Origin of the sequence: Echinicola pacifica DSM 19836, assembly GCF_000373245.1 — a bacterium.
In the GTDB taxonomy this organism is placed as follows: domain Bacteria; phylum Bacteroidota; class Bacteroidia; order Cytophagales; family Cyclobacteriaceae; genus Echinicola; species Echinicola pacifica.
The window spans coordinates 167,442-191,967 of record NZ_KB890758.1; the positions used below are offsets into that span (position 1 = coordinate 167,442).

Annotated in this window: 15 protein-coding genes; 2 read left to right on the plus strand and 13 right to left on the minus strand. The window is 45.6% G+C overall.

Annotated features, from left to right (window positions below; translation table 11 throughout):
• Positions 1-285: 285 nt before the first annotated feature.
• The gene (locus B050_RS0120355; protein ID WP_018475806.1) at positions 286-2,181 is read left to right on the plus strand and encodes a 7TM diverse intracellular signaling domain-containing protein; all 1,896 of its coding nucleotides are present in this window, start codon (positions 286-288) and stop codon (positions 2,179-2,181) included.
• A 294-nt stretch (positions 2,182-2,475) separates the two neighbouring features.
• On the opposite strand, the gene B050_RS0120360 is transcribed toward B050_RS0120355, so the two are convergent.
• From B050_RS0120360 to B050_RS0120400, 9 genes are all read right to left on the minus strand, one after another.
• Positions 2,476-4,182 (minus strand): glycoside hydrolase family 43 protein, encoded by a 1,707-nt coding sequence (locus tag B050_RS0120360; RefSeq protein WP_018475807.1) that lies wholly within the window; start codon positions 4,180-4,182, stop codon positions 2,476-2,478.
• A 305-nt stretch (positions 4,183-4,487) separates the two neighbouring features.
• A complete protein-coding gene (locus B050_RS0120365; protein WP_018475808.1) occupies positions 4,488-6,629 on the minus strand; it encodes an endo-1,4-beta-xylanase in 2,142 nt (713 codons plus the stop codon).
• A gap of 21 nt (positions 6,630-6,650) precedes the next feature.
• Positions 6,651-7,679, minus strand: a complete 1,029-nt coding sequence (locus tag B050_RS0120370; protein WP_018475809.1) for a DUF5627 domain-containing protein — start codon at positions 7,677-7,679, stop codon at positions 6,651-6,653.
• 53 nt (positions 7,680-7,732) lie between these two features.
• Positions 7,733-9,511 (minus strand): RagB/SusD family nutrient uptake outer membrane protein, encoded by a 1,779-nt coding sequence (locus B050_RS0120375; protein ID WP_018475810.1) that lies wholly within the window; start codon positions 9,509-9,511, stop codon positions 7,733-7,735.
• Between the two features lie 14 nt (positions 9,512-9,525).
• Positions 9,526-12,543, minus strand: a complete 3,018-nt coding sequence (locus B050_RS0120380) for a SusC/RagA family TonB-linked outer membrane protein (RefSeq protein WP_026236050.1) — start codon at positions 12,541-12,543, stop codon at positions 9,526-9,528.
• 45 nt (positions 12,544-12,588) lie between these two features.
• Positions 12,589-14,514 (minus strand): RagB/SusD family nutrient uptake outer membrane protein, encoded by a 1,926-nt coding sequence (locus tag B050_RS0120385; RefSeq protein ID WP_018475812.1) that lies wholly within the window; start codon positions 14,512-14,514, stop codon positions 12,589-12,591.
• Positions 14,501-17,845 carry a SusC/RagA family TonB-linked outer membrane protein gene (locus tag B050_RS0120390; RefSeq protein WP_229802475.1) on the minus strand — a complete coding sequence of 1,115 codons (3,345 nt, stop codon included), beginning with the start codon at positions 17,843-17,845 and terminating at the stop codon, positions 14,501-14,503. Before B050_RS0120390 ends, B050_RS0120385 begins: the two co-directional genes overlap by 14 nt.
• 230 nt (positions 17,846-18,075) lie before the next feature.
• Entirely contained in the window at positions 18,076-19,101 is a 1,026-nt protein-coding gene (locus B050_RS0120395; RefSeq protein ID WP_018475814.1) for a FecR family protein, read from the minus strand.
• A gap of 43 nt (positions 19,102-19,144) precedes the next feature.
• Positions 19,145-19,783, minus strand: coding sequence for an RNA polymerase sigma factor (locus tag B050_RS0120400; protein ID WP_157492923.1), 639 nt, complete (start codon positions 19,781-19,783; stop codon positions 19,145-19,147).
• Between the two features lie 568 nt (positions 19,784-20,351).
• On the opposite strand from B050_RS0120400, the gene B050_RS0120405 reads away from it, so the two are divergent.
• On the plus strand, positions 20,352-21,575 hold the full coding sequence (locus tag B050_RS0120405; protein ID WP_018475816.1) for a DEAD/DEAH box helicase: 1,224 nt from the start codon (positions 20,352-20,354) through the stop codon (positions 21,573-21,575).
• A gap of 635 nt (positions 21,576-22,210) precedes the next feature.
• Here the strand turns inward: B050_RS0120405 and B050_RS0120415 are convergent.
• The 4 genes from B050_RS0120415 to B050_RS0120430 form a co-directional block, all read right to left on the minus strand.
• A complete protein-coding gene (locus B050_RS0120415) occupies positions 22,211-22,519 on the minus strand; it encodes a hypothetical protein (RefSeq protein ID WP_018475818.1) in 309 nt (102 codons plus the stop codon).
• Between the two features lie 71 nt (positions 22,520-22,590).
• Positions 22,591-23,112, minus strand: coding sequence for an SRPBCC family protein (locus B050_RS0120420; protein ID WP_018475819.1), 522 nt, complete (start codon positions 23,110-23,112; stop codon positions 22,591-22,593).
• A gap of 2 nt (positions 23,113-23,114) precedes the next feature.
• Entirely contained in the window at positions 23,115-23,432 is a 318-nt protein-coding gene (locus B050_RS0120425; protein ID WP_018475820.1) for an ArsR/SmtB family transcription factor, read from the minus strand.
• Between the two features lies 1 nt (position 23,433).
• Positions 23,434-24,000 carry a dihydrofolate reductase family protein gene (locus B050_RS0120430; RefSeq protein WP_018475821.1) on the minus strand — a complete coding sequence of 189 codons (567 nt, stop codon included), beginning with the start codon at positions 23,998-24,000 and terminating at the stop codon, positions 23,434-23,436.
• Positions 24,001-24,526: the final 526 nt, after the last annotated feature.

The following is a 24,526-nucleotide window of genomic DNA, read 5'->3' on the forward strand; positions in this document are numbered from 1 at the left end:
TAGCTATGATTTGGGTCTGAAGGAGCATGTCCTGATTCATCTAAACGAAAAATCAATTGCACTTAAAGCAAACAATTGTAAATCAACTAATTACCATTAAAAAAATACTTTAAACAGGGTTTTTAAGTTCCTATAAACTGCGGTTAGCCCCAGCTAAAATAGAATAACTGGCAGGCTAGAGCATTTTTATTATGTATATTCACTAGGCAAAAAAACCAGTTTCTAACTGGAGCGTCCGTATTCCCAATTAACCAATAAATCCTAACTGTGCACACCAAAGAGTTGATGTTGATAGCGAGAAAGCTACTTCTAGTTCCATGCTTGATCTTATTTTGCCTGCAGGTCAATGCGGGGGATGCGAGGACCTTCCAGATCACCGATCAGGAGGATTATGATGACATCATCCTTTCTATGGACTTCATGGTGGATCCCCGCAATGACCTGAACATTACTGAGGTAAGTTCGAGTGAGTTTGCAGGGCAATTTAAGCCTATTACCTATATCAATATTCTTTACGACAGTCTGGACCATGATATATGGCTGCGCTTTAAGGTGTCCAATCAATCACAGAATCCTGCGCGCTCCTGGTATTTTGAATCCTGGGGATTTGATATTAATCAATTCACCTTTTTCTTCCCTGCTGCTGATGGCCGCTATATCGCCAATACCTCAGGCTATGATTACCCTTTTTTCCAAAGGAATATCACTCACAAAAATTTCAATTATTTCCTCGATCTACGCCCAGGAGAGACCAAGACATATTACTTTAAGGTAAGGCGAGATTATCCCTTGGCTTTTAATTTTCATCTGCGAACCAATGAGAAATTTATTTCCCATTCTTTGAATGAGTATTATTTATTGGGCATTTATTATGGCGTCTTATTATTGATACTGGTATTCAATATCTACCTCGTATATAAGCTACGGGACACCCTATACCTTTATTTTGCGGGGCTAATTCTTGCCTGTATCTGGTTTTCACTGGGCCGCGACGGCTTGGCATTTCAGTATTTATGGCCCAATAGCCCGAGCTTCAACCCACTCACCGAAGGCCGGATCACCCAGCTGATGGTGGTGGTGGCCACCCTTCTCTTCTCCAATCGCTTTGTCCAGAAGTACAACACTAACCCAAAGATGCTAAAGCTAACCTTGCTGGCAATTGGGTTAAAGGTAATTTTGTTTTTCTTACAGGACCGATGGATCCATATTGATGGTTTGGTATATATCGCCTTGACCATATTCATCATGCTCATTCCTTTTTCGATGGGCTTATGGCTGCTCATAAAAGCCCGAATATATTCTTGGTCTTATTTGTTTGCCTATGCCTGTTTGATTTTGGTGATCATCAATAGCTATGCTATCATCATCGCCTTATTTGAGGATCAGGTTATCAATTGGTATTTTGTCCATCCGGTGATATTCCTGGAAGTGGTCCTTTTTTCGCTTTCTATATTCAATCAAATAAAGTTTCTGCAGGAGCAATATAAGATGGTCAGCGAGGAAAAAACCCAGGCATTGATTGAGAAAAACCGCCTTTCTGATGAGTTAAACAATAAACTTCAGGAGAAGGTCCGCGAGAGAACGGAGAAAATAGAGAATATGGCCTCCGATCTGGCGAGCAAAAATATAGAACTTCAGACCACCAATTTGAAATTGCAGGAACTCAACGTGCAAGTGAATCAGATCAATGACTTCCTACGGAAAAATAATGAGCAGCTAAAAACCAATATGGAGGAAGTTACCAAAAACCTCGCCTTAATGAAAGGTCTGGATTTTGAAAGCTTCAAGAACGTATTCCCCGACAAAGACAGCTGCCTTCAGTTCCTCTCCGAACTAAAGTGGAGGCATAAATTCCAATGCAAAAAATGCGGCTATAATAAATACGCCGCCGGGCCCAATCACGGCCGAAGGTGCAAAAACTGCAACTATTACGAGTCTCCAACGGTGGAGACCCTATTTCATAAATTGAAATTTCCGATCGAAAAAGCCTTTTATATCCTCTACCTCTCCAACCGCAAAGATGTGGACCTTACGCTAAACGAGCTATCCGATATCTTAGAACTCCGAAGGGAGACCTGCTGGGCTTTCAAGAATAAGATCAGTCAGGCCATGGAAAAGGTCGATCATAATAAGGATCTTAGCGGCTGGGAGAATCTGGCCTTGGTGCATCTAGAAGGCTAAAGATGGACGAGTGGATTGTGCAGCGGATGCTCCTGGCACCATGAATCTTCCTTGGAAATATATCGGAACTGCCGCCACACACTTTATGCAGACCGCAGTACTCCCTTTCCGATTATACTTGCACTTATTTCAGCATCATGAAGCCAATTGCCCTTAGCCTCCCCTGATTCTGAACCTAGCTTTGGCCCAGCTGCTCGCTACGATACCAATATAAAACAGGATCTTCCTGAGTCGATAAGCGCTTTTACTTCTCTTCATAAAAGTGCAGATAGGAAGATCCTGCCGCTAATGGCATTATTTATCTGGCAATGCCTCATTGGATGTGGTGGCATATAAGCCGATCATATTTCCGGTAAATCCCCCAGCGACATTGGTAGAAAGGATATCTCCGGACACTCGGTCACCTAGTCGCAGAAAGTCCCCTCCGGGAAGAGCTATGCTAAATTCATAGGTATCTCCATCGCCCTGCACCTTGAGGCGAACGGAGCCTGAATGGTTAATTTTTCGGCTGGCAAGGAGGACGGACTCCCCTTTTTCGGTCCTTTGCAAAACGATATAATCCTCACCCTCGAAATGTGTAATGCCGAAGACATAATTGAAACTTTCACTCTGCAGGCAGGTTAAACCAGCCAGATCTTCTTTGGAAGAAGGTTGATAGTCCATCGACGTTTCAAAGGTAAAGGCTTTATGCTGTTGACGATAAAATAAGGTGGAAGTGGGTTTGGCTTCCTGGATGGCAACATCAAAGGGCTGTATCTGTAATCCACGCTGGGTAAGATGGACAAAAGCCTCTCGGGGTCCGCGAAGACCTATCCAGCGAAAATCAAGTGAAGAAGAGCTGAAATCCTCCTTATAAGTAAAATTCCCGTTGGGAAAGAATCCATTCTTTCCAGTATTATTCTTAATGCCATAGGGCATTTTAAGCTTTGGTTCCAAGGGCACCAGACCATTGACAAATACCGGGAAGTCTCCGGACCAATCCACGGGGAGGATAAAAGTTTCCCTGCCCGTAGTGACCCGGTTTTGGTCATTTGGGCGTACTCCCAAAAACACCCCGTAATACTGATCATCGGGTCCCTGGATCAAGTCAGCATGACCCGCCCAATCCACACTATTTGGTCTGTCTTTGGGGAAATGCCTTTGGGTGAGAATTGGGTTATTTGCCGCAGGCACAAATGGACCTGTGGGCTGATCGGCCACAAAAATCACCTCACTATGCCAGCCACCGGTGCCGCCCTCAGCGCACATCAGATAGTACTTACCCTTATGCTTGTATAAATGTGGGGCCTCGATCCATATCGGCTGCTTCGAAATATCCACCCCGCCATTTACAATTATTTTATCTGTTCCTGCTATAATTTGATTCTTTTGCAGGTCATATTCCCAGATTTTTATTACCCTGTGCCCCTCGTATAGCGCCAGATCCGGAGCATCATTATGCACGATATAAGCCTTTCCATCCTCATCAAAAAACAAGGAAGGGTCTATGCCGTCAAACCCCAGTTTGATGGGAGCAGACCAGCCTTTTGCGGGATCCTTGGTACTCACCACGATATTACCTAAGCCGCCAGCCAGTACGGTGGTGATCATATAGAAAGTATCATTTTGCGGATTATATACGATTCCTGGAGCATATACCCCTCCACTTATCCCGGAACTACTCAAATCCATCTGTGAGGGTTTATCCAATACATGCCCAAGCTGGGTCCAATTTACCAGGTCCGTGGAATGAAAAATAGGCACCCCGGGAAACATCGCAAAGGAAGAGCATACCATATAATAATCCTCGCCCTTCCGGGTGATGGCAGGATCCGGGTAACAGCCCTGAAGGATAGGGCTATAAAATTCGTCGGGATCAAGAGGATAATCCTTATAGATCTGATCATTCCCCGTATAAGTCACCTGAGTGAATAGTGGCGAAGATTGATTTTGGCCGGAGGCCGTAAAAACCCCAAAAAGAAGGGTGAATAAGGCTATAAATTGTTTTTGAAGCTTTTTCATAGTTGGTTATAGCGCCATCGTGATTTAAACGAACAGCAATTTCAGGGTCTAAAAGTTTAAATATGATTCTCAGGGTTTCATTTTCAAGGGCCCAACTGCCGAGTCTCTTTGGGCGCAGAATACCTGCAAAATATCCACCGAAATTTCTTTTGCCGCAGGCTCGCTATAGCTTTTGCAAATGCAATTATTTCTGATCAGACCAGCGGATTGGTTAGGAATAAATATGTCTTAGCTCCTATATAATAGGAAGAAAAAGACCGGCAGCGGACCACAAGTGCCTACCGCCGGTCAAACCCCATTTTGATTTACAATCCTTGCAGGCCTTCCACGAAGCCAGCATAAGCAGGCTTTCTGTTGAGCTGTTGGGTCCAGAGTCCCTGTCGCTCACCGGGCAGCCAATTGGCATCCTCCTTACTATCGGTAACCCCCCATATGGTGATGCCGTACTGCTGATTTTTGGGCACATATTGATGGTACATGTCCACCACGTATTTATACATCTCCGATTGCTCTTCGAGGATCTCGGGGCTAGGGTTAGCGGTATTTACCCTTACGTCTAGTTCTGAGACTTTGATCAATTTACCCGTGGCCGCAAGCATCTCAAACATCTTAGCGATATTTTGCTTATTTGAGTGGATTCCAATATGCATTTGAGTGCCGATGCCATCCACTTGGGCGCCCTGGGCCTCCAGGTAGGCCACATAGTCGATTAGTCCTTGGCACTTGTCGAGATTGTACTCCAGATTATAGTCGTTGATAAAATGGACATCCTCGGGGCTGCCATACTGGCGAGCAAGCTGGAAGGCCTTCACCGCATAGGCTTTGCCCATATAGTCCTGCCAAAAGAAATTGTCCGTCGGAAGATCAGATTTCCCAAGGCCTGTTTTCAGCTCATAAGGATTGCCGTCATCCATAGGTTCATTGACCACATCCCAGGTTTTCACATGACCTGCGCTGGCGGTGACCATTCCTTTGATCCATCGCTCGAGTTCCCCCTCTATAATTGCCTGCTTTTCCTCGGCTTCTTTGGGGACCAATATAGTTTCTCCTCCGGGCACCGAGGCGCTTTTGAGGACCACATTATCTATATAGACCGTGCCTGCAAACTCTCCATAGCTGATGATAAATCGGCCTCGGTCAGCTGCGCTCACGGTAATGGAGTATTCATATTGTTTCCACGAAGTGGTAATAAAAACCTGCCCAAAACCATCCGAAGAATAATCCGGACTCTGGAGTTCAGGTCTGATAATACCTTCGGCATCTCCCCTGGCCCAGAAGCTCAGGGTGTAGGTTTCTCCATTTTCTAAAGGCTCAGCAAATGAATATAAAGACTGCACGCCCCAGAAGCCACTGGTCAACGAAGGGTTGGACACAAAAAAGGCTTTGCCTGCCCCTCCATAGCCCATCCCATCCTCGGTGAGTCCGCGGGTGGAGTTATTGCCCCATCCTCCCCAAGCCTCACCGGCTTCGAAGTCCCCATTAGAAACAATATTTTGCACCCCGGCCTCTCCCTCAGGATCATACACATACATGGTATTTATATCGATCCAATAGCTCGTATTGGCAGTATATCCAAGGTCAAAATTTAGGCGAAAGGTCTCTGCTTCAAAACCGCTGATACGAAATCGGATTTCCTTCCAGGAGATTCCTGTTTGGAAGGTGGCAGAGGAATTTCCGCTGCCAGTCCAGTCCCTTTCTGAAGCATCCTCGCCCAGCAGCCCCTCGAAACTTATTCTTCCTTCTCCCTGTCCATCAGACTTGATGAAGGCGATCAGTTCGTAGGTTTTGCTAGGGTCAATGGCTATATCAGGAGAGCTCAGCTGTAAGGAGCTTGGCTCCTCAGAAGAGGAAGCCTGCAAGAGGAAAGCACGTGCATCATCTCCCAGGCCTGCATTCTCCACTATAGAAACTGCTCCAGTGGTCTTCCAGCCTGAGAGATCTCCTTTTTTGGCGGAAGCAAGGTCCAGCTCATTGGCAATGGCCGGAGAACTCACCTCCAGCGGCTGCAAAAGCCGATTTAGGTATATTGCATTCTGGTTGCTATGCCAGCATAAGGTATGACCATATATGCTCGTTCCCGCTTCCGCGGCTGCCTCGAATAGGCTGTTTATACCCTCCATTTTGAGGGATCCATCGGACTGGACCACGGCGCCATGCTTCATCCCATAGCCGACGGTGATTTCATCAAAGTTGCTATTGATCAATCTATACATCACGCCTTTGCTGGCATATTCCTGCAAATTCACGGCAGCCCCCAGCGTAAAATCCTGAGCGGAGGAATGGTCAAGGTAGGTTTTTAGGGGTTGGTAGCTATTCAGCTCCTCCTGGAGGGCTACGGATTCGGGTTTTTGGACCTGGAAATCCTGACTGGCCATATCCTCTACGCAGGCGGAAAAGCAGCCCCCAATGGCTATAGCAAGGCCTATATTTAGGTATCTTTTGTTCATGTTTTCTGGCTTAAAGTCTCTTTATTGTTTTGCAACAGGTGAAAAAGTTTCTATGCCTACTCCTCGATCCCGAAGCACCAAGGTATCCACTGAGCTCAGTTTCATATCAGCAAATTCAATTTCATAATCCAAATACAAGGCGTCTCTATCCTGATCTCCCCAGCTTGATTTCTCTCCATCCTTAATAAATTTCCCTGTGCCCTCGGCAGTATAATCTGCCGATGGTGAGGAAACTAAGCAGCTGCCGTCCTCCTCAAAAGTCAATAATAGGTCTGCCACCACCTCGTTACCATCTTTGCCCTTTGCCCGTAAGGGCAAGACCACCTGTGACAGCGACTGTGTTAGGAGCGAATTGATTTCATCGTCTTCCACAAATTCCTCATGGCGGATGATGGTGGTCTCCACGACCGAGCCATCTTCATTCGTGATAATATCCCGACCCCTGCGGAGGTAATTACCATGCCAAGGGTTTATATATTTCAGGGCATATAAGGTAAAGTCCTTGGGCGCAGGAGCCCAATCGGCACTGATGGCCCGGCGGGGATTGTCCACTATTGGGATCCCTGAGAGCACCGAGTCCGCATTGTTGATCTGGGTGATTTTTACGGGTAATACAAAGGTCTTCCTGATCGCCCGAGGGTCATTAAAGAAAGCCCCGGTCAATTGGATTTCTACTCCGCCGGCGACCTCTCCTTTAGGGATGGTGATGGTCTCAGTACTGAGCTGATAATACTCTATCGGCAAGACCTCCACCTGATCTCCTCCCTCTTCAAAAAGGAGACCGGCAGCTAGAGACTCATCCACTTCTACCTGTACTGTGATATTATTCGGGGAGGCATACACCCCTCCCGTGCTAACCATGAGTTTGAACTTGCCCTCATTATCCAGAGAAGTATCAAAGAGGTCTTCGCCAAGAGTGATGGTCCTTACGGGAAACTGGTAGGCGAAATATACCGTTTGGTAATCGAAATTGGGAAAATCCCAATCTTGATTCTGGCAGGAGCTGAAAATCAGAACAAGCGCTAAGAGGGTATAAACTATATTTTTCATATTACTTTGAGTTTAAAGGCAAAACTTCCCATTCTATTGAGTGTCATTAATTATTACCAGCCGGAATTCTGCTGAAGGGCAGCAAATTTCAGGATCTCGCTATAGGGAACCGGGCCATAGATCATATAATCGGCATATACTCTATTTTCGACATTGATCACGGCATAGTCGCTATCATTCATGATGCGGATTCCCTTGGCGGTTTCGGTAAGGCTCAGGTCCCACCTTCTCAGGTCCCAGAAGCGGAACCCTTCGAAGCTCAGCTCCAGTCTTCTTTCATTTCTGATTAAGTTTCTCATCGCCTCCTGGTCTCCTTTGATGGATTCCAGATAAGGGTCCCCATTGCTCAGGCCTATGCCAGCTCTTTGGCGGATTGCCTTGATGACATCATAGGCCGAGAAAGAATAATTCCCCATCGCTGTGGGACCCCAAGCTTCGTTTGCGGCTTCTGCATAGATGAGAAAAATCTCTGTGTACCGGATTCGAGGCTGGATATGTCTTTGCTGACTATTGGAGACGGGATCCAGGTTTACATCTTGGCGGAGGAGTTTGCGGAGGTAATAGCCCGTTCTGGTGGAAGACTCCACCTTATTTAGGCCATCATTAGTCTCTGAGTCCTGGGCGGTATCTATCACCTTATTGGAAGCGCCGGCGGTACTGCCATTGACCACGATAAAGGCCTGAAGCCGAGGGTCGCGGCCCTGGTAAGGAGCCTCGGCAAGGTATCCGGAAGCGGGGTCTCCGATCGGGTAGCCGCTGGCCATTGGAAAGGCCTCCACCAGGTTTTGTGTGGGGTTTACGAGGCCCTCACCAAAGAGTGTAGGCGGAAAATTCTGGGCTTCCAGGGAGTTGTTGGCATCTCCAATGGTCGTTCTCCAGAGGATTTCCCTGGGATTTGCTCCACCACCGATATTATCGATTTCGGAGGTATTGGCATACCAGGTATGGCCTTGGGGATCCATGCCGGACAGCCCGCCGATATCTGTCAGGATATCACCGGAATACTCCGCAGCTTCTGCCCATTTTGACTGATCCGATGAGAGGTTGAAGGCGGGGCTTGCCGCTAGCAGCGCCGCCTGAGCCTTGACGGCCAGGGCTATTCTTCCAGACAGCAACTGGATCGCATCATCGCCAAAAGCCCGATTATAATCACTCGCTTTGGCTCCGAGTTCACGGTATTGTGCGGGAACCAGAGCTTCATCATTGATATTCTGATAGTCCATTGGAAGCAGGGCTAAGGCCTGATCCACGTCTGTGTATAGTTGGTCCATACACTGCTCAAAGGTACTCCGAGGCTGGTTGAAGTCAGAGCTTACATTTTGAGATTGCAGGTTGATGGGGATGCCCAGGAGCTCCCCCCCGGCGACGCCTCCATGCGCTTGCAGCAAATAGTACATAAACAAGGCTCGGAGGCCATAAGCTTCGCCTTTGATACGATCGGAAAACATTTGATTTACAGAAGGAATTTCCGAGAAATTCACCTCATCGATCTCTTCCAGCACCACATTGATGTACTGGATGGCAGACTGTGCGCTGGTCCATCGGTCCACGGGATTGGAGTTCGAGGCCCACTGACCAGTGGCCATATTCAGGTATCCATTGGTAAGGTCATTGCTGACGGCATCATCCGTGGCCATTTCGCTAAAGGACCAGCCATTGGTGGGGATGCGTAGGTAGGCATTGATCAGCAGTCCCTGGGCGAGATTTGGTCTATAATAGATGTCATCCTTGCCCAGGATATTCTCCGGTGCCGGGTCAATAAAGTCATCACATGAAACGATCGGCAGCAGCAGTGAGACGTATAAGCAAATCTTGAAATATAACTTTTTCATGGTCTTGGGTCTATTTAAAATTTCGCTTTTAAACCGAGGTTATAAAATCTTGTTTGGGGAGCACTACCAACGTTCAGCTCCAGAATATCGCGATTTGGGGCGATGGTGAGCAGGTTGGCGGCATTGACATAGAGATCGAGCCCCTTGAGGAAGCGCTGTCCAAACAGCTGCTCAGGGAAGGTATAGGAAACCTGTACCCGATCCAGATCAAAGCGGTTGGTGCTATAAACCCAAAAGTCTGAGGACCTGAAATTATTCGTTCCACTCTGGGTGGTCAGGCGGGGGAAGCTGGCCTCCGCCTTAGTCTCTTCGGTCCATCTACCACGGACAATTTCTGAGTATTTATCGTCACCATTGACCCAGAAATAATTGGAATTTCGCATTGCGAAGGCGCCACTTCTGAGTGTTCCCAAGGCGAAGAAGGTAAGGTTTTTGACTTTTGCTGATAGGTTAAAGCCCATCGTCAAAGGGGCGCCGGACCATCCGCCACGGCCAAGGTACACCTGGTCCTGGTCATTGACCAGGCCATCATTATTTTGGTCCTTATATTTGATATCTCCGGGCTTCACCTCGCCAAAAGCCTGGCTGGGGGAATTTTCGATATCATCTAGCCCCTCAAAAAACCCAATCGCTTCCAAGCCCCAAATAGCATCCAGCGGTTTGCCTTCCCGCACCTGATAGCCATTTTCATAATTCTCTGATCGCTTGGAGGCCTGAGTGGAATAGTAGAGGCCGGATATCCCCACATTCCAGTCCACCTGACCAATTTTCTTATGCAGATTCAGCTTAAAATCCAGGCCTTTTCGCAGGTCGTCATTATAGTTGACATAAGGTATCCAGGAAGACACCGGCCATCCGGTGGTAAAATAACTAGGGTAAAGAATATTGTTTTGAACAAAAAGCCCTGTCATCTTGGTCCAGAAATACGATCCGCTGATGGTAATTAGGTTATTGAAGAATACCCCATCTACTCCCAGGCTGATTTCCTCCCTCTTTGGGAACGTCAGGTCGGGATTCTCTCCCCTTCGCACGTCAGTGGCGGTATTGTTAAGCCCATCCTTCCAGCTGTACCAAGAGCCATCATCAGTATAGATAGCTTCATACAGATAGTAATCATCGATATCCAGATCGGTATGCAAGATCCCACCCGAAACAGAAAGCTTCAGATCATCTATCACCGAGGACGATTTCAGGAAATCCTCTTCGCTAAGCCTCCAGGCGAGTGATAAGGTGGGAGAAAAGGCATCGCGATTTCCTTCCGCCAACCTTGCCGAATGAGAGAGGGCTCCGCTAAAGTCGGCATAGTATTTTTGCTTATAGCTATAGCTTCCATAGACCCCCAGGGTGGCATTGCTTATCTTATGATAGATGCCTGATTCGGCCGTCTGGAAGCCATTGGCCACGAGCATAGCCGAGATCGTATGCACCCGATCGATCTGCTTGGTATAATTTAATTGGGCCGAAAAGGCCAAGGTTTGCCTAAACCAATTATCGTAAATATTCTGAGTGCGGGAGCTGGCATCCTGCCCATATTTTGTCAGACTGGCTATTTCATCTTCCCCATTATAATTGGTCCAAAAGGGCTGATATACGGCATATTCATTACTATAAGAGAGGTTATACCTAGTGGAATAATCCAAGCCAAATTGTCCGCTAAAGCTAAGCCCTTCCAGGAGGTTCTGAAGGTCTCCATTTAGTCCGGCATTGAACTGGAATTGTCTGCTGGTAAATTTATTGGATCCCCCTGCATAGATATCAGCGATAGGATTGGTCTGGTCCAGCTGAGTACCACCCAGCAGGTATTTCCCATCGATGATATGATCGCTGCTTTCCACATACGCAAGGGAAGCCTGATCGCTGTCATTGATCATATCGATGGGGATAAGGGGGGTAAATCGGTAAGGCCTTAGTCTGCTAGCCCCTCCCCAATAGTCTGTATTTACGCCTTTGCCATTATAGAAGATCGCCGAGGCATCTACCTTTGCCGAGATATACTCATTGAGGTCCAAGTCCACATTTCCGCGGATATTAAATCGCTCGGTGGCATTGTCCTGTGCCTGCCCAAAGTCCAATAAAGATCCCTGAGTCCAGAAACCCACATTGGTATAATACCGGGCACTTTCATTTCCGCCAGAGATCTCCATCGTGGCATCATACCGGCTATAGGCTTCCTGCAGGTAGTCCTCCGAATAATAATCCACATTGGGGTAGCGGTAGGGGTTTTCGCCGGTTGAATACTGATAAATATCCTCCTGAGAATATAAAGGTGAAAGGCCATCATTGGTCCTCGCCTCATTATATAAGCTCATATACTCTGAGGAGCCCAGGTACTGCGGAAAACTCTTTGGGACGTGGATGCCTGCATTGGCACGAACCTGAATCTCCTGACGGCCGGTGACCCCTCTTTTGGTAGTGATCAGCAGTACGCCTTTGGCCGCTCTGCTGCCATATAAGGCCAGGGCAGACACTCCTTTGAGGAAGGTAATTTGGGCGATTTCGGTGGGCATGACACTGCCAATATCTCTGGGAACACCATCCACGAGGGTAAGGTAACTGTCATTTCCCCATAGATTTCCATTATATCCTCCCACATACGCCTCCATCCCATCCAGCGGATAAGTAAGGTAGTTTTGGTCCAGGACTTCTGGCATATTGACATAATCTATGCCTCCGGAGAGCTCCCGCTTATCCTTGGTCTGAAAAGGCAGCTGCACCGTCTCCCCTTCTAAGTAGGGAAAAAGAACGATCTGCTGAAGATCCCGGCTTACTTGGAGCAGTTTGGTTTCGTAACCCGGGGCTTCCACTCCTAGGTAAGCATGAAGGCTCACCTCCAGCTCCACGATGCCCAAGGTGTCAGAAACTGCCGAATATTGGTCCTGATCACTGGTGGCTACCGCCCCGTAAATGGGCTCGCCCGTATTGGAAATGACCTTGGGACTAAGTGAAATTTTCGGATTACTCTGCGCTCTGGCCAATAAGGGCATGAAGAGAATCCATGCACAGCATATCCATTTTATATTTTTAGCGTTCATCTGTAAGATCTTTTTGTGGTTGACTAAACAAAATACCTGTGGATATTACCATCCTGGATTTTGGTTAAACTCAGGGTATAAGGTGACATCAGACACCTTGAGCGGCAGCCAATAATGTCGATCACTGAAGTTCCTTTCCAATAGCACCTGCTCGTGCATATTGATTATTTGGTTTTGGGAAGGATCAGCGGCGTCGAATTCCCCTGCCCGATCAAACTCAAAAGAAGTCTTCAGCGTATGGGGCTCCTCGGTCAGCAGCAGCCACCTCCTGAGGTCATTGAACCGATGGCTCTCAAAGGCCAGCTCCACGGCTCTTTCTCTTCTCAGCTCTTCCAAAAACACAGACGTAGAAGCGGTGAAGTCGCTATGAACAGCCGCCATATTCACCCGGTCCCGAAGGACGTTCACTGCGTCCACTGGGGTTTTAGAGTAGGTATTGGAGGTGGCGCTGGGGGAATTAAAGCCCATCAGCGTGGCCTCGGCATACATCAGGTAAATATCAGCCAGCCTCATATAGGGGACATTGATATGCAGAGAGCTGCCCCAATTATAGGCTCTATCGTATTTATTGGAGGTAAGAGGTTTAAATTTTGTACTTAGATAGCCCGTGCGACTTCCGGAAGCCACATCTCTATAGCTCCCGCCTTCATAGAGGTTGGCAAACCTGTTGACCTCTTCATTGGGATCAGGAATCGCTCCCTGGATTACCTTCACCCCATCATAGACGATATCATGGTAGAAGCGCGGGTCTCTATCTTTCCACGGATGATTAGGGTCAAATCCCGAAACAGGATCCGCCTTGCTGACGTCTGCGGGGAGAGGAAGTCCATTAGCCATGCCATAGTTAGCATGAATATAATTGGCCGTAGGGGCAAATAATGTAGCATCCCCATCACTGATCACCCGAGGCATAAATTGCTTGGAGATCTGGTAATTGGTGGAGTTGGCGGAATAATAAGGTCCGCGAAAGATCGCCTCCGTGCCTCCTGGCAGGGCCCAGTTTTGCCCCGTGGTATAGAAATTAGTAGAATATTTGTCAAATGGCAGCAATTCATATTGAGTATCACCGCTCTCTACGAGACTCAGCAATTCCCCGAAAGCATTGGCCGCCAGGGTACAGTAAGCAGCATCATAAGTACTGCTACCGGTGGACACTTGGTTCATCAAAGGACTTCCTGCCCAGAGGTAATTTTTACCTAAATAGCCCAAAGCCATGATTTTATTTATTCTCAGCTGGTTTTTGCCAAGGGTCCTGCGTCCGGCTGTGGTATTGTCCCAGTCCACAGGAAGCAGTTGTGCTGCCCTGGCGAGGTCCTGCCCTATTCTGTCGGCACATTCATGATAGCTAAGCCTTGGCAGCTGGAGTTTCTCATCGCTCGGAAGGACATAATCCACATAGGGCAGCCCTCCGAAATATTGGATCAGCGAGAAATGAAACCAGGCTCTGAAAAATAGCAGCTGGCCTTCTATGAGTCTTCTCTCCTCCTCGGTGGCATCCACCATTTTGGAGAGATTTTCCAGGCCTAGGTTAGCCTTGCGTATGCCATACCAAGCCAGTGGCCATAGCCCCTTATTTTTGTGATCTTGGTCAGTATAAGCCCCCCCAGCATCCAGCCAGCTATCTCCTCCACCCATCTCGTTTTGCCAGGCCCAAAAATTACCTCGGTCGATATCATACGAAAGGTGAAATGTACCTGCGGTGGATTCGATTTCATCCTCCCCCCAGTTCCAGGAGCTCGTCCAATACGAAAGCGTAAAATTGGGAATACACTGATAAAGTTCTTCAGTGTAGCCCTGAAAATTGGTGAAATTATGAAAGGCTGTTTCCTCAGAAATAATGGACTCGGGAGTTCTTTCCAAATAATCCTCACAAGAGGTGAAGGCCCATAAAAACAGGGTACACATGCTCCCTCTCAAAATATTTTTTATATAGTTGCTTTTCATTGGGGTCTCGATTTTAGAATGTAACATTTAGGCCAAGGTTAAATCGCCTTACGGTGGGATAAGTCCCTACATAGCCAGCAGAGGAGAAATTAGACTCTCGGTCGTCAGGCATATCGGTCCATAGCAATAGGTTATTGCCATTGAGGTACATTCGCAAATTGCTTAAGCCTAAGCTCCTCACCCAGTCAGCCTGAAAGTTATAGGCGATTTCAGCATTCTTTAGCCTCAAATAAGAGCCATCATAGAGGTACCGCGTACCTGAATTATACCCAGCGGTTTGGGAAATCCATCTTGGCATGGGGGAGTCGGGATTGGAGATATCCTTATCCCAATACGTTCCTTCCTCATATACTCTATTTAGCCTGCTGGATAAACTGGTTAGTGGCACATCTCGATTCACATTGTTCACCCCATAAAACTGCACATAGAGGCTAAGCCCTTTCCATTCCACTCCTAAATTGGTGCTGAAAGTATTCTGAGGCACCCCCGAGAAACCATAGGGAGCAGAGTCAAAGGAATCTATCACCCCATCCCCATTAAAATCCACGATATAATAATTGCCAGGCAATTTTGATAGATCATTGGAATTATGGGGGGTACTGGCATAGACCTCATCCCAGGTATTATAATATCCTGCGCTAATATGGCTTCGGTATTGGCCTAGCTGGTAGCCTTCGCTTTTCTGGTAGTCCACCTGGAGCTCAGGATCATCCCGGTCCAGCACCACATCCTGAGCATGGGTCATCGAAAAATCCCCCCATACTTTAATGCCATTCTCAAAACTGTGATTTAGGCCAAGGGTAAACTCAAAGCCCTCCGTCTCCACCCTACCCAAGTTGGCAGCGGGGGCCACCGCTCCATAATAGCTGGGAACAGACCGACCACTAGACATCAGGATATCTACCCTATTGTCCCGGAAGAGGTCCACACTACCCGTCAATCGCTCATTGAACAAGCCAAATTCCATCCCGGCATTGTACTTATACACGGTCTCCCAGTGCACATTTGGGTTTCCGATGGTGCTCTGCTGGTACCAGGTATAGGGGCTGTCCTCCCCTTGCTCCCCGATCACGCCCAGCTGTGAATTGCCGCCGTAACTCCACTGATCCATAAAGAGGAACCTGCCGCCGATATTATCATCTCCCACTTCCCCATAAGAGGCCCGAAGTTTCAGCCGATCCACAAAATGGATGTTTTTCATAAATGCCTCCTCGGAGACATTCCAGCCGATTCCTCCGGAACTAAAAAAGGCAAAGCGGTATTCGGGTGAGAATTTTTCTGAGCCGTTATAAGCGCCATTATATTCCACCATATATTTATTTTTATAATCATAAGTTGCGCGGAAAACCCAATCCTCCCGATAGCTAGGAATGACACTTCCGATGGCATCTTGCTGACGGTTCATCAGGCCCATCACGGAGTAATTATGGCGCTCGTCAATACTTCCGGCATAATTGAGCTGCAACTGATAAAAAACCCGACGCTGCGCTCCATCGACAGTTCCTCCTTCGGTCACCCAGGTCACCTCCTCGCGGAAGTCAAATCGGGTATTGGCATCCAGGGGATTGGTGTATAAGTGCTGGCCTGTCTGAGGGTCGATCCATTTGGTGAAGGTGTCATTATAGAGGTCATTGATCCCCCGGTCGTATTCCTGAAAGGAATTATCCACTGCTAGTGTCCCGCGGAAGGACAAGCCCTTGGTGATCATGTCCAGGTCCTGCTCGAGGACAAAGTTGGTAGATAATCGGGTATTGGTGATGTACTCGACCCCACTTACTGCAAGATTTCGTACTGAATTCTGCGCTGCCACATTATCTGGCTGATAGACTCCCCAGGCGCCATCCGCATACTGAGGCATAAAGACATCCGGCGCATTTTGGTACACGGCATGCCAGTATCCACCGGGAAAATCATAAGCCCATGGAGCCTGTCTCACGCCATAACTCCCTCCCAGATTGACCAATAGCTTGGTGGAGGATGTCAATTGAAAATCCAGGTTACTTCGGAAGTTCAACCGATTGTAATTGAAGCCGGGATTATAGCCACGGTTATTATCAAAATCTCTAAACAAATCGCCTTCATTCTGGAAGTCCACACTTGCAAAGTATTTGGTGAATTCAGTTCCTCCCCGAATAGCCACATTGGCATTATAGGCCATGGCATAGCTCTTAAATACGGCATCCTGCCAGTCCACATTAGGAAATCTTTCGGCTTCTTCCAGGTTTGCCGGATAGCGGTATTTCTCCCGAATGCTCTGAGGAATGATGTCATACCAGCTGTCGGGACTATTGGACAGCTCATATTCGATGGCTCTGTTTCTGACGCCGATCGCATCGTAGGAGTCGTATTTACCGGGAAGCTTGGAGACCACTTTCATGGTCGAGCTGAAGTTTGCGGTGATCTCAGCCTTGCCCTCGCGTCCACGTTTTGTGGTGACGATGATCACGCCATTGGCTCCTCGAGAGCCAAATACTGCCGTGGCAGAGGCGTCCTTGAGAACCGATATAGATTCTACAGAGTTGATGTCCATTACATTAAAAAACTCTGGTCGCTCTACTCCATCCACGAGGATGAGCGGGGCATTGCCATTCCAGCTATTCTGACCACGAATGACGATCTGGGGCATCTCCTCCCCAGGGATCCCGGTGCTGGCAGTGGTGATGACACCTGGCAGGTTTCCGGTCAGGGCTTGCCCCACATTGGACACCCCACCGGTACGCTTGAGCACTGCGCCATCCGTCTGGGTCACTGCCCCCACGATGGTTGCCTTTTTCTGTTCCGCATATCCGACCACGACCACTTCATCGAGTGATTGCAGGTCTTCTGCCAGAGCAATATTAATGGTCGCCTGAGCCCCCACGGTGATCTTCGTCTCCTGAAAGCCTACGAAACTGTACACAAGGACATCGCCCTCGTTTACCTTGATGGTATATTCCCCATCGATATTGGTGACGGTACCCTTGGTGGTCCCTTCGATGCGGACGGTCACCCCAGGGATGGGCATCCCATCTGCGGCAGAGGTCACCGTTCCCTTCACCTCTCCCAGTGCCATTTCCAGGTCACGCACAGGCTCCTCTCCGTTGTTTTTTCGGGTAATATGAATCGTATTGTCCACCCGGACAAACTTCAAGTTGGACTGACCCGAGATTTCTCTAAGGACTTCCGAGAGCGCCATTTCCTTTGGGTGGAGGTTCAGCTTGATTTCGGCAAATGACACTTTGCCTTTATTATAACTAAACTGAAAATCGGTCTGCTGCTCCATTTGAGCGATGATATCGGCCAGGCCCGTGGATTGGGCATGAATGGTGACCGCCACTTGATCCAAACTTTTTAGTTGGGCTTTGCTAGTGTTTGCCATCAATACAGCTGTAAAAAATAACTGAAAGATAAAGGCGCACACAAAATATCTGGAAAGCATAATAAGTTGCCTAAGTATTGATTTTTCCATACTTTGTAAGTGATTTTAGGTGCATAAAACTTAAAATTAGCCTTTGCCTGATTTGGCGATTGGTACAAAGGCTCCAGGCAGAAAAGATTTTCTTTTCTGCCTTACTTTCAGCTAGTATTTTTGTAAAACTTCATCATGGCTTACTGTTGTTTTGGGTTAGTTATTGTTATGTTTTTTTGGTCAATTTTATAGGTAAATTCTGAGGCAATACTGATTCCATCCAGGACATATTCCAGAGACTTATCCTGATAAATCCCCGAATAGGACCACAGACTGTCTAGCTCCATCTCAGCACTGATTTTCACTCCGTACCAGCGCTCCAGCTTGTCCACCAGCTGCAAAAACGAGTCATCCTTGAAAACCAGCGTTTTATCCTTCCATCCCAGCACTTCCACGGGATCATATATGGAAGACCTTAGCTGCCCATAAGCATCCTTCACCAACAGCTCTTTGGGGCGGATGGTCGTTTCTTTTCCCGAGGCTTCTTTCAAGGCCAGGCTGCCTTCGACCAAGGCGATCGCCAGTTGATTCTGGTGGTTAGACACATTGAAGGTGGTGCCGAGTACGCGTACTTCATCCTGATCGGTATGAATGATGAAGGGCCTGGATTTATCTTCTTTGACACAGAAAAATGCTTCTCCGCTAAGGCTCAGCTCGCGGGTTTCGGAAGAAAAATCCTCCGGATATTCCAGCTTGCTAGAGGCGTTTAGGATGACGACCGTCCCGTCGGGAAGTTTAAAGGAACTCTTTTGGCCTGCAGGATTACATTTCACAATAATCCCCGGGGAAGGCGAGGAAGGATGCTGCTCGCTAGTCACAAAATAACGGATACAGTAAAAGCTGGAAAAAACCACCAGCAGTATCGCCGCAACCTTATGCCAGGAGCTCCAATGAAAGCGGGTTCCTTTGCCAGATTCAGGCTCCTCACTTTTCTGTACAATGTTTTCATACAAATCAGTATAGGCTTTATCAGACAAAAAACTCTTGTCCTTATAGTCCACAAAAAGAATAATCTGCCGGGCTTTTTGGATCAGCTGGATTTTTTCAGGATGCTCTGCAACCCATTTAATCCAAAAATGATCCGTCTCATCCCCCGGGTGCTTCACCCATTGGATAAAGAACTCATCATTCAGAAAATCTTCAATATCAAATTCGTCGTATTTCATATATTATCCATCATCAAGGGCAGCAGCTCAGAGGCCATGCCCATTAGACCTTAAATATTCCTTTTAATTTTCCCATCGCCCGGTACACGAGCGTTCGGGCAGTTTTCACTTCCTTAAAATCCATAATGGCTGCTATTTCCTTATAGGATAGATCCTCCTGATACAGTAGAATAATGGCTTGTCTTTCGCGCTGCGATAGCTGGTTTAGGGCTATTTCTATTTCTTTTTTGCGCTCATCGCTAAACTCCTCTGCGATTAATTTGGTCTCGTGCGAGGCCTCTATATAGAATTGCTCCCCGCCGTCCATGGATACGAATGGCTCATTACCTTTTCTTCTGGCCTTGATCAACTTAAATAGCTCCCTGTGAAAAATCGTAAACAGGTATCCTTTGATGCTCGTCACATCTCCTAGCCGCTTCCGGCGCTTACGGATATCCACAAACATCGATTGGAGGCAATCCCGGACCCACTCGTCCTCATGGCAGACTTGCATGCCATAATTGTATAAGTCGCCCACATACTTCCTATAAATAAAATTGAAGGCAGTCTCCTCGCCCTCTTTAAAGGACGCCCAAATCTCCCGGTCCGTTTTCTCGGTATAAACCACCATCACTTGGCTGTGCTGCATATACAACACCTCAGTACTGGTAGATTTTGACTTGTTATTTTGGGACTTTTTCATTTTTAGTAAGAGGCAGTTTGCGCCATTCATTTATAAAGAGAAAAAAAGCCAGCAAAACAACCTCAACAAATCCAGTTTTTTCTACACTTTAGGCCAAAAAAAAAACAAACATACTGCAATAATTTACTTCCCCCATATAAAATCAAGGCAGATCTACCACTATCCATAGATTCTATTTTCCGGATCTAATGATTAACTTTTAGTGGACCTTATCCCTGGGGCCAAACAAAATAATATAGGCCTCTACCTTATAGAATCAATTACTTTTCCTACCTTTATGGCGAAGTCTCATGGCTTTTGACAAAAATTTACTACCAAAATATCATCAATGTTCATATCACTGCCTAAGTAGCGCCGCTGAAACCCTCTCCTAACAGGTTCTAAATCTGTTGTTCCAATTTTTAATTTATCACGGACTGCTGCTTTGTAGATGAATTAAATCAACTTTAGCAAACACATTTGCTGTATTCTACCCTCTTAAACATCACATTACCTTATCCCGGTATTTCACGGCTTATCATTAGCCTGAATGTAAACACCCCTATTTCATTTATATTAGAATTCAATCATGACATATTATAGAAAAAAAAATAAATCCACTTCTGATACTCCACAAAAGCAAGGCAGACCTCAACAAGGCAGACCCCAACAAGGCCGGCCGCAACAAGCCAAAAACAAACGAGTATCTTCTTTAGATCCCAAAATGCTTGTGCAAAAAGCACAGGAAGGACGCCAGGAAGGCTTCCATACGGACTCTTTGTTTAGCGATCTAAAGTTGGATTCCCGCTTACAAAAAAATATTGACTTGAAAGGCTATGAGTCGCTTACCATCATCCAGGAGCAGGCGATTCCGCCATTATTGGAAGGTAGAGATATCATGGCTATTTCTAGAACAGGCTCTGGAAAAACTGCCGCTTTCCTAATCCCCATCATCCTTCATGCCCTGCAAGATCCGGGAAATTTCTCCGCTTTGGTCGTAGCTCCTACGCGGGAACTGGCGATTCAGATTGGTGAGGAGTTTGTCAGCCTGACCAAAGGCATGCAGCTTCGTTCCTCCACTTTTATTGGTGGCACTAATATCAATGGGAACTTGCAGCAATTGAAGAAGAAAGCACATCTGATCATAGGGACTCCAGGGCGTCTGCTGGATCTGGCAGCTCAGCGAGCGCTGGACCTTAGAAGAACCAACACCTTGGTTTTGGATGAATTTGACCGAATGCTGGACATGGGCTTTGTCAATGATGTAAAGAAACTGGTCAAGCTAATCGGTCCTAGAGACCAGACCATGCTGTTCTCTGCAACATTAGATCCTGGCCAAAAGCAATTGATTTCTGGCTTATTGCAAGATCCAGTAGAGATCAAAGTAGATACTGGCGGATCTCCGCATCAATATATTGAGCAGGAGACAATCAAAGTCGCTGAGGACGATGACAAATTTGAAGTGCTGATGAAACTCTTCAAAAATCCGGATATGGAGAAAATCATCCTCTTCACCGAAACCAAAAGACTAGCCGATCGTATCGCCAAGAAACTCATCAAATCGGGCATTACTGCCGGACAGATTCATGGTGATAAGTCCCAGAATTTCAGAAATAAGATCCTCAAGGATTTCAAATCTGGCGATATCAGGGTCTTGGTAGCTACTGATGTGGCCGCTAGAGGGATCGATGTGGCGGATGTGAGTCATGTCATCAATTACCAAATGCCGATGACCATGGACAGCTATATCCACCGTATTGGCCGTACAGGCCGTGCAGGGAAGCCTGGCCATGCCATCACCTTTGTCAATTAATTTGATTTTATAATAGGTGCAAATTGCTTGCCCCTACTTTTATACCCCTTGGAAACCCTTGATACAGAATGCTCAGGCCTTCTAGATCAGGGGTTTTCTTTTTTACCTCCAATTTGTCTAAAGTTCATTCCCAAATATCGATTCCATAATTAGGTAACCCATCATTCTAGACTGTCTTCCATTTCCATTTGGAAAACAAGGAAGGGATACTATGCGATGTTTAAATCTTAAAGCTATTTCTTCAGGCGAAAAAGTTTTGTTTTCTATCCAATATTTAGTGTCGTCCAGTAACTATTTAAATTCAACCCCAATTTGGGTCCACTGAATTCAAATGTTTTTTCGGGTCTTTCTAAATTCGCCTGCCCATTACCATACTTTTTTGAGTAAGTCTTTATTAAACTTTTCAGTTAAAACTTTTTCAAGTTTGAAGTTTTTATGGATAGTCCATTCGACTGCGCTTTCAATGTATAATTGCTCAAATTCATCAAGTTCTCCTTGAGTAATAATTGACATTATTTTAAGAACCTGCTAGTTTCAGAAAAAGGTTGAAGCTTTTGATCCAACTGCTCAATTAAAAGTTTTCGCTGATTTTGTTACTAGTTTAGGCAACAAAACCAGTCCAATTATTTAAGCAGTTAGGAACAGCCATAGCTGTTAAGATTTAGTTCTATTTTCTCCCAAATTTTCATTATTGTATGGGTATTCTTTGATGCTGTTTCATATTCAAGTTTCCCCGTTATAGTCAATTCGTAGTTTTTCCCCTGTTTAATTATTAGTCCTTGTCTTGCAAGCCAAGAAATGGATGTTTGTAATTCTTTTTGAGTCGGAACAGCGTGATTAATTCCGTCTGCAACTGAAGAAATTCCACTAATGTCTGTCGGCTTAGTGTTGGTCGCCAAAGCGGTTGCTAAAAAAATCCAAGATATTGTCTGTAGGTCTGTCATTTTTAATTACGCATAACGGTTAGTGTATGGTGTCGTAGCATCCCGCAGGGTGCTATGCACTATACACATTGTTAGGCGTTCGTTGTTTTTATTCTTTCTTTTTTTTGATTAATTAATATTTCGTCCAAGCTTTCCATTGCCAAAGTGTAACCTTTCTTGAAGCCCATTTTAATTATGGTTTCAAGTTGCTCCAAACTTTCATATGAAATTTGAGTTGTCACGTATGTCTTTTCTACATTGTCCTTAAAATAAACTTCCCATTTGGATTGAGGTAGTTCTGTATTAATTACTGCATTTTCGTCTGCAAAGCTGTCAATGCCAGTGAACATTTTTTGAAAATCAATTATTTCATAGGTGGTATATGCCCAATGTTGTTCACCTGCTGGTCCGCACATAGCATAATGCCAATGCCCACCTTCATTAAAATCCATTGATTTCGTTTTTGCGTTCCAAGGTTTTGGTGCCCACCATTGTTCTAAGATTTCACTTATTGTATAAGCATCCCAAACCAATGACACTTTTGCGTTAAATTCTCGTTTTACTGTAATTGTATTATTGTCTTTGTTTACTGTAAAGTCAAATGCTAAATCCATTCTTATTTTTTCTTTTTAAGGTTTACCAAAACATTGTCCAATTCATTAAATCTATCTTCCCAAATTGCCCTGAATTGCTCAAGCCATTTATCTAATTCTTTCATTTTATTTATTTCTAATTGGTAATAAATTTCTCGTCCTTCCTGTTTTTGTTGTACCAACTCACATTCTGTCAATATTCTTAAATGCTTTGAAATCGCTTGTCTTGAAGTGTCAAAATGTTCAGCTATAGCATTTGGTGTCATAGATTGAAGAGCAATAAGTGTAATTATTGCTCTTCTCGTTGGGTCTGCAATTGCTTGGAAAATATCTCTTCGCATATTAGCTTGGTTTGTAAATCAAAGTAACAATTCCACATTCAAAATGGCGGACATCTGTTACTTCAAATTTTTGCATTTCAGTCAATTCTTTAAAAATAGGCATACCATTTCCAATTGCAGAAGGATTTACAAACAAATGAAACTCGTCAATAAGCTTGTTTTTAATTAGTCCAGAAACGAACTCACCTCCACCATATGCAATAATGTCTTTACCTTCCTTATTCTTTAAATTGGTTATTTCTTCAACCAATTCGCCTTTTGCAATTTCCGTGTTATCCCAAATTGATTTGTCAAGTGTTTTAGTAAATACAATTTTTTGAGTTGAAGCGTATTTAACTCCGCCTTCATATTCCGGATTACTGGGATCTTTGGCAACATTTGCCCAATGTGGAATAAAGCCTTCTGCCAATTTTCTTCCTAAAACTATTGTGTCCACCGGTTCAGTAATCTCTCGTACATAGTTTAAAATGTCTTCTGTCCAAGGAAACTTCATCCAATCCATTTCTCCATTTTGTCCCGAAATAAACCCGTCTATGGTCATTTGGACTTGTAATTTTAATTTTCTCATTTTTCTGTTTTATTAAATTGCGAAACTAATCGGTTGCAAACATATATGCAATCATTCGGTTTCGCAAATTTATTTTCATTTTTTAGCTTGAAAATAGAATTTGAGAAATCTGTTTGTGGTTGCTTTCAATGACGCCTAACGGTCAAGGCTAAGAGCAGGCGGGCATTAAAACCCGATTANCAGTCCGCCACGACCAAGGTTTATTTAAGGTAATCACTTTCAATTTAGCACTTTCCGCCCGCTTGCTCATAGCCAATGATGGCGTTTCGGCTTTTCTTTTCGTCATATCATTATTATTCCAATCACTATTAAAAAGATTCCTAGAATTATAAACTGATAGTGCGCTGCTTTACCAAATTCGTTTTCATCTTTTTTTAATGGATTCCGTGATTTAAAAATCAAAATGANGACTCCAAGAGACATAAGCAAGAGTCCTAAGATTAAATTATATGTCTCGTCAGTCATTAATTGATTTGTAAGTCAACTTGCTTCCTATAATTTTTAACTGTAACCCTACAGTGTCTTG

Coding starts and splice junctions, on each gene's coding strand:
- B050_RS0120355 (WP_018475806.1), top strand. CDS start 286: ATGTTGATAGCGAGAAAGCTACTTCTAGTTCCATGCTTGATCTTATTT.
- B050_RS0120360 (WP_018475807.1), bottom strand. CDS start 4,182: ATGAAAAAGCTTCAAAAACAATTTATAGCCTTATTCACCCTTCTTTTT.
- B050_RS0120365 (WP_018475808.1), bottom strand. CDS start 6,629: ATGAACAAAAGATACCTAAATATAGGCCTTGCTATAGCCATTGGGGGC.
- B050_RS0120370 (WP_018475809.1), bottom strand. CDS start 7,679: ATGAAAAATATAGTTTATACCCTCTTAGCGCTTGTTCTGATTTTCAGC.
- B050_RS0120375 (WP_018475810.1), bottom strand. CDS start 9,511: ATGAAAAAGTTATATTTCAAGATTTGCTTATACGTCTCACTGCTGCTG.
- B050_RS0120380 (WP_026236050.1), bottom strand. CDS start 12,543: ATGAACGCTAAAAATATAAAATGGATATGCTGTGCATGGATTCTCTTC.
- B050_RS0120385 (WP_018475812.1), bottom strand. CDS start 14,514: ATGTTACATTCTAAAATCGAGACCCCAATGAAAAGCAACTATATAAAA.
- B050_RS0120390 (WP_229802475.1), bottom strand. CDS start 17,845: ATGGCAAACACTAGCAAAGCCCAACTAAAAAGTTTGGATCAAGTGGCG.
- B050_RS0120395 (WP_018475814.1), bottom strand. CDS start 19,101: ATGAAATACGACGAATTTGATATTGAAGATTTTCTGAATGATGAGTTC.
- B050_RS0120400 (WP_157492923.1), bottom strand. CDS start 19,783: ATGAAAAAGTCCCAAAATAACAAGTCAAAATCTACCAGTACTGAGGTG.
- B050_RS0120405 (WP_018475816.1), top strand. CDS start 20,352: ATGACATATTATAGAAAAAAAAATAAATCCACTTCTGATACTCCACAA.
- B050_RS0120415 (WP_018475818.1), bottom strand. CDS start 22,519: ATGACAGACCTACAGACAATATCTTGGATTTTTTTAGCAACCGCTTTG.
- B050_RS0120420 (WP_018475819.1), bottom strand. CDS start 23,112: ATGGATTTAGCATTTGACTTTACAGTAAACAAAGACAATAATACAATT.
- B050_RS0120425 (WP_018475820.1), bottom strand. CDS start 23,432: ATGCGAAGAGATATTTTCCAAGCAATTGCAGACCCAACGAGAAGAGCA.
- B050_RS0120430 (WP_018475821.1), bottom strand. CDS start 24,000: ATGAGAAAATTAAAATTACAAGTCCAAATGACCATAGACGGGTTTATT.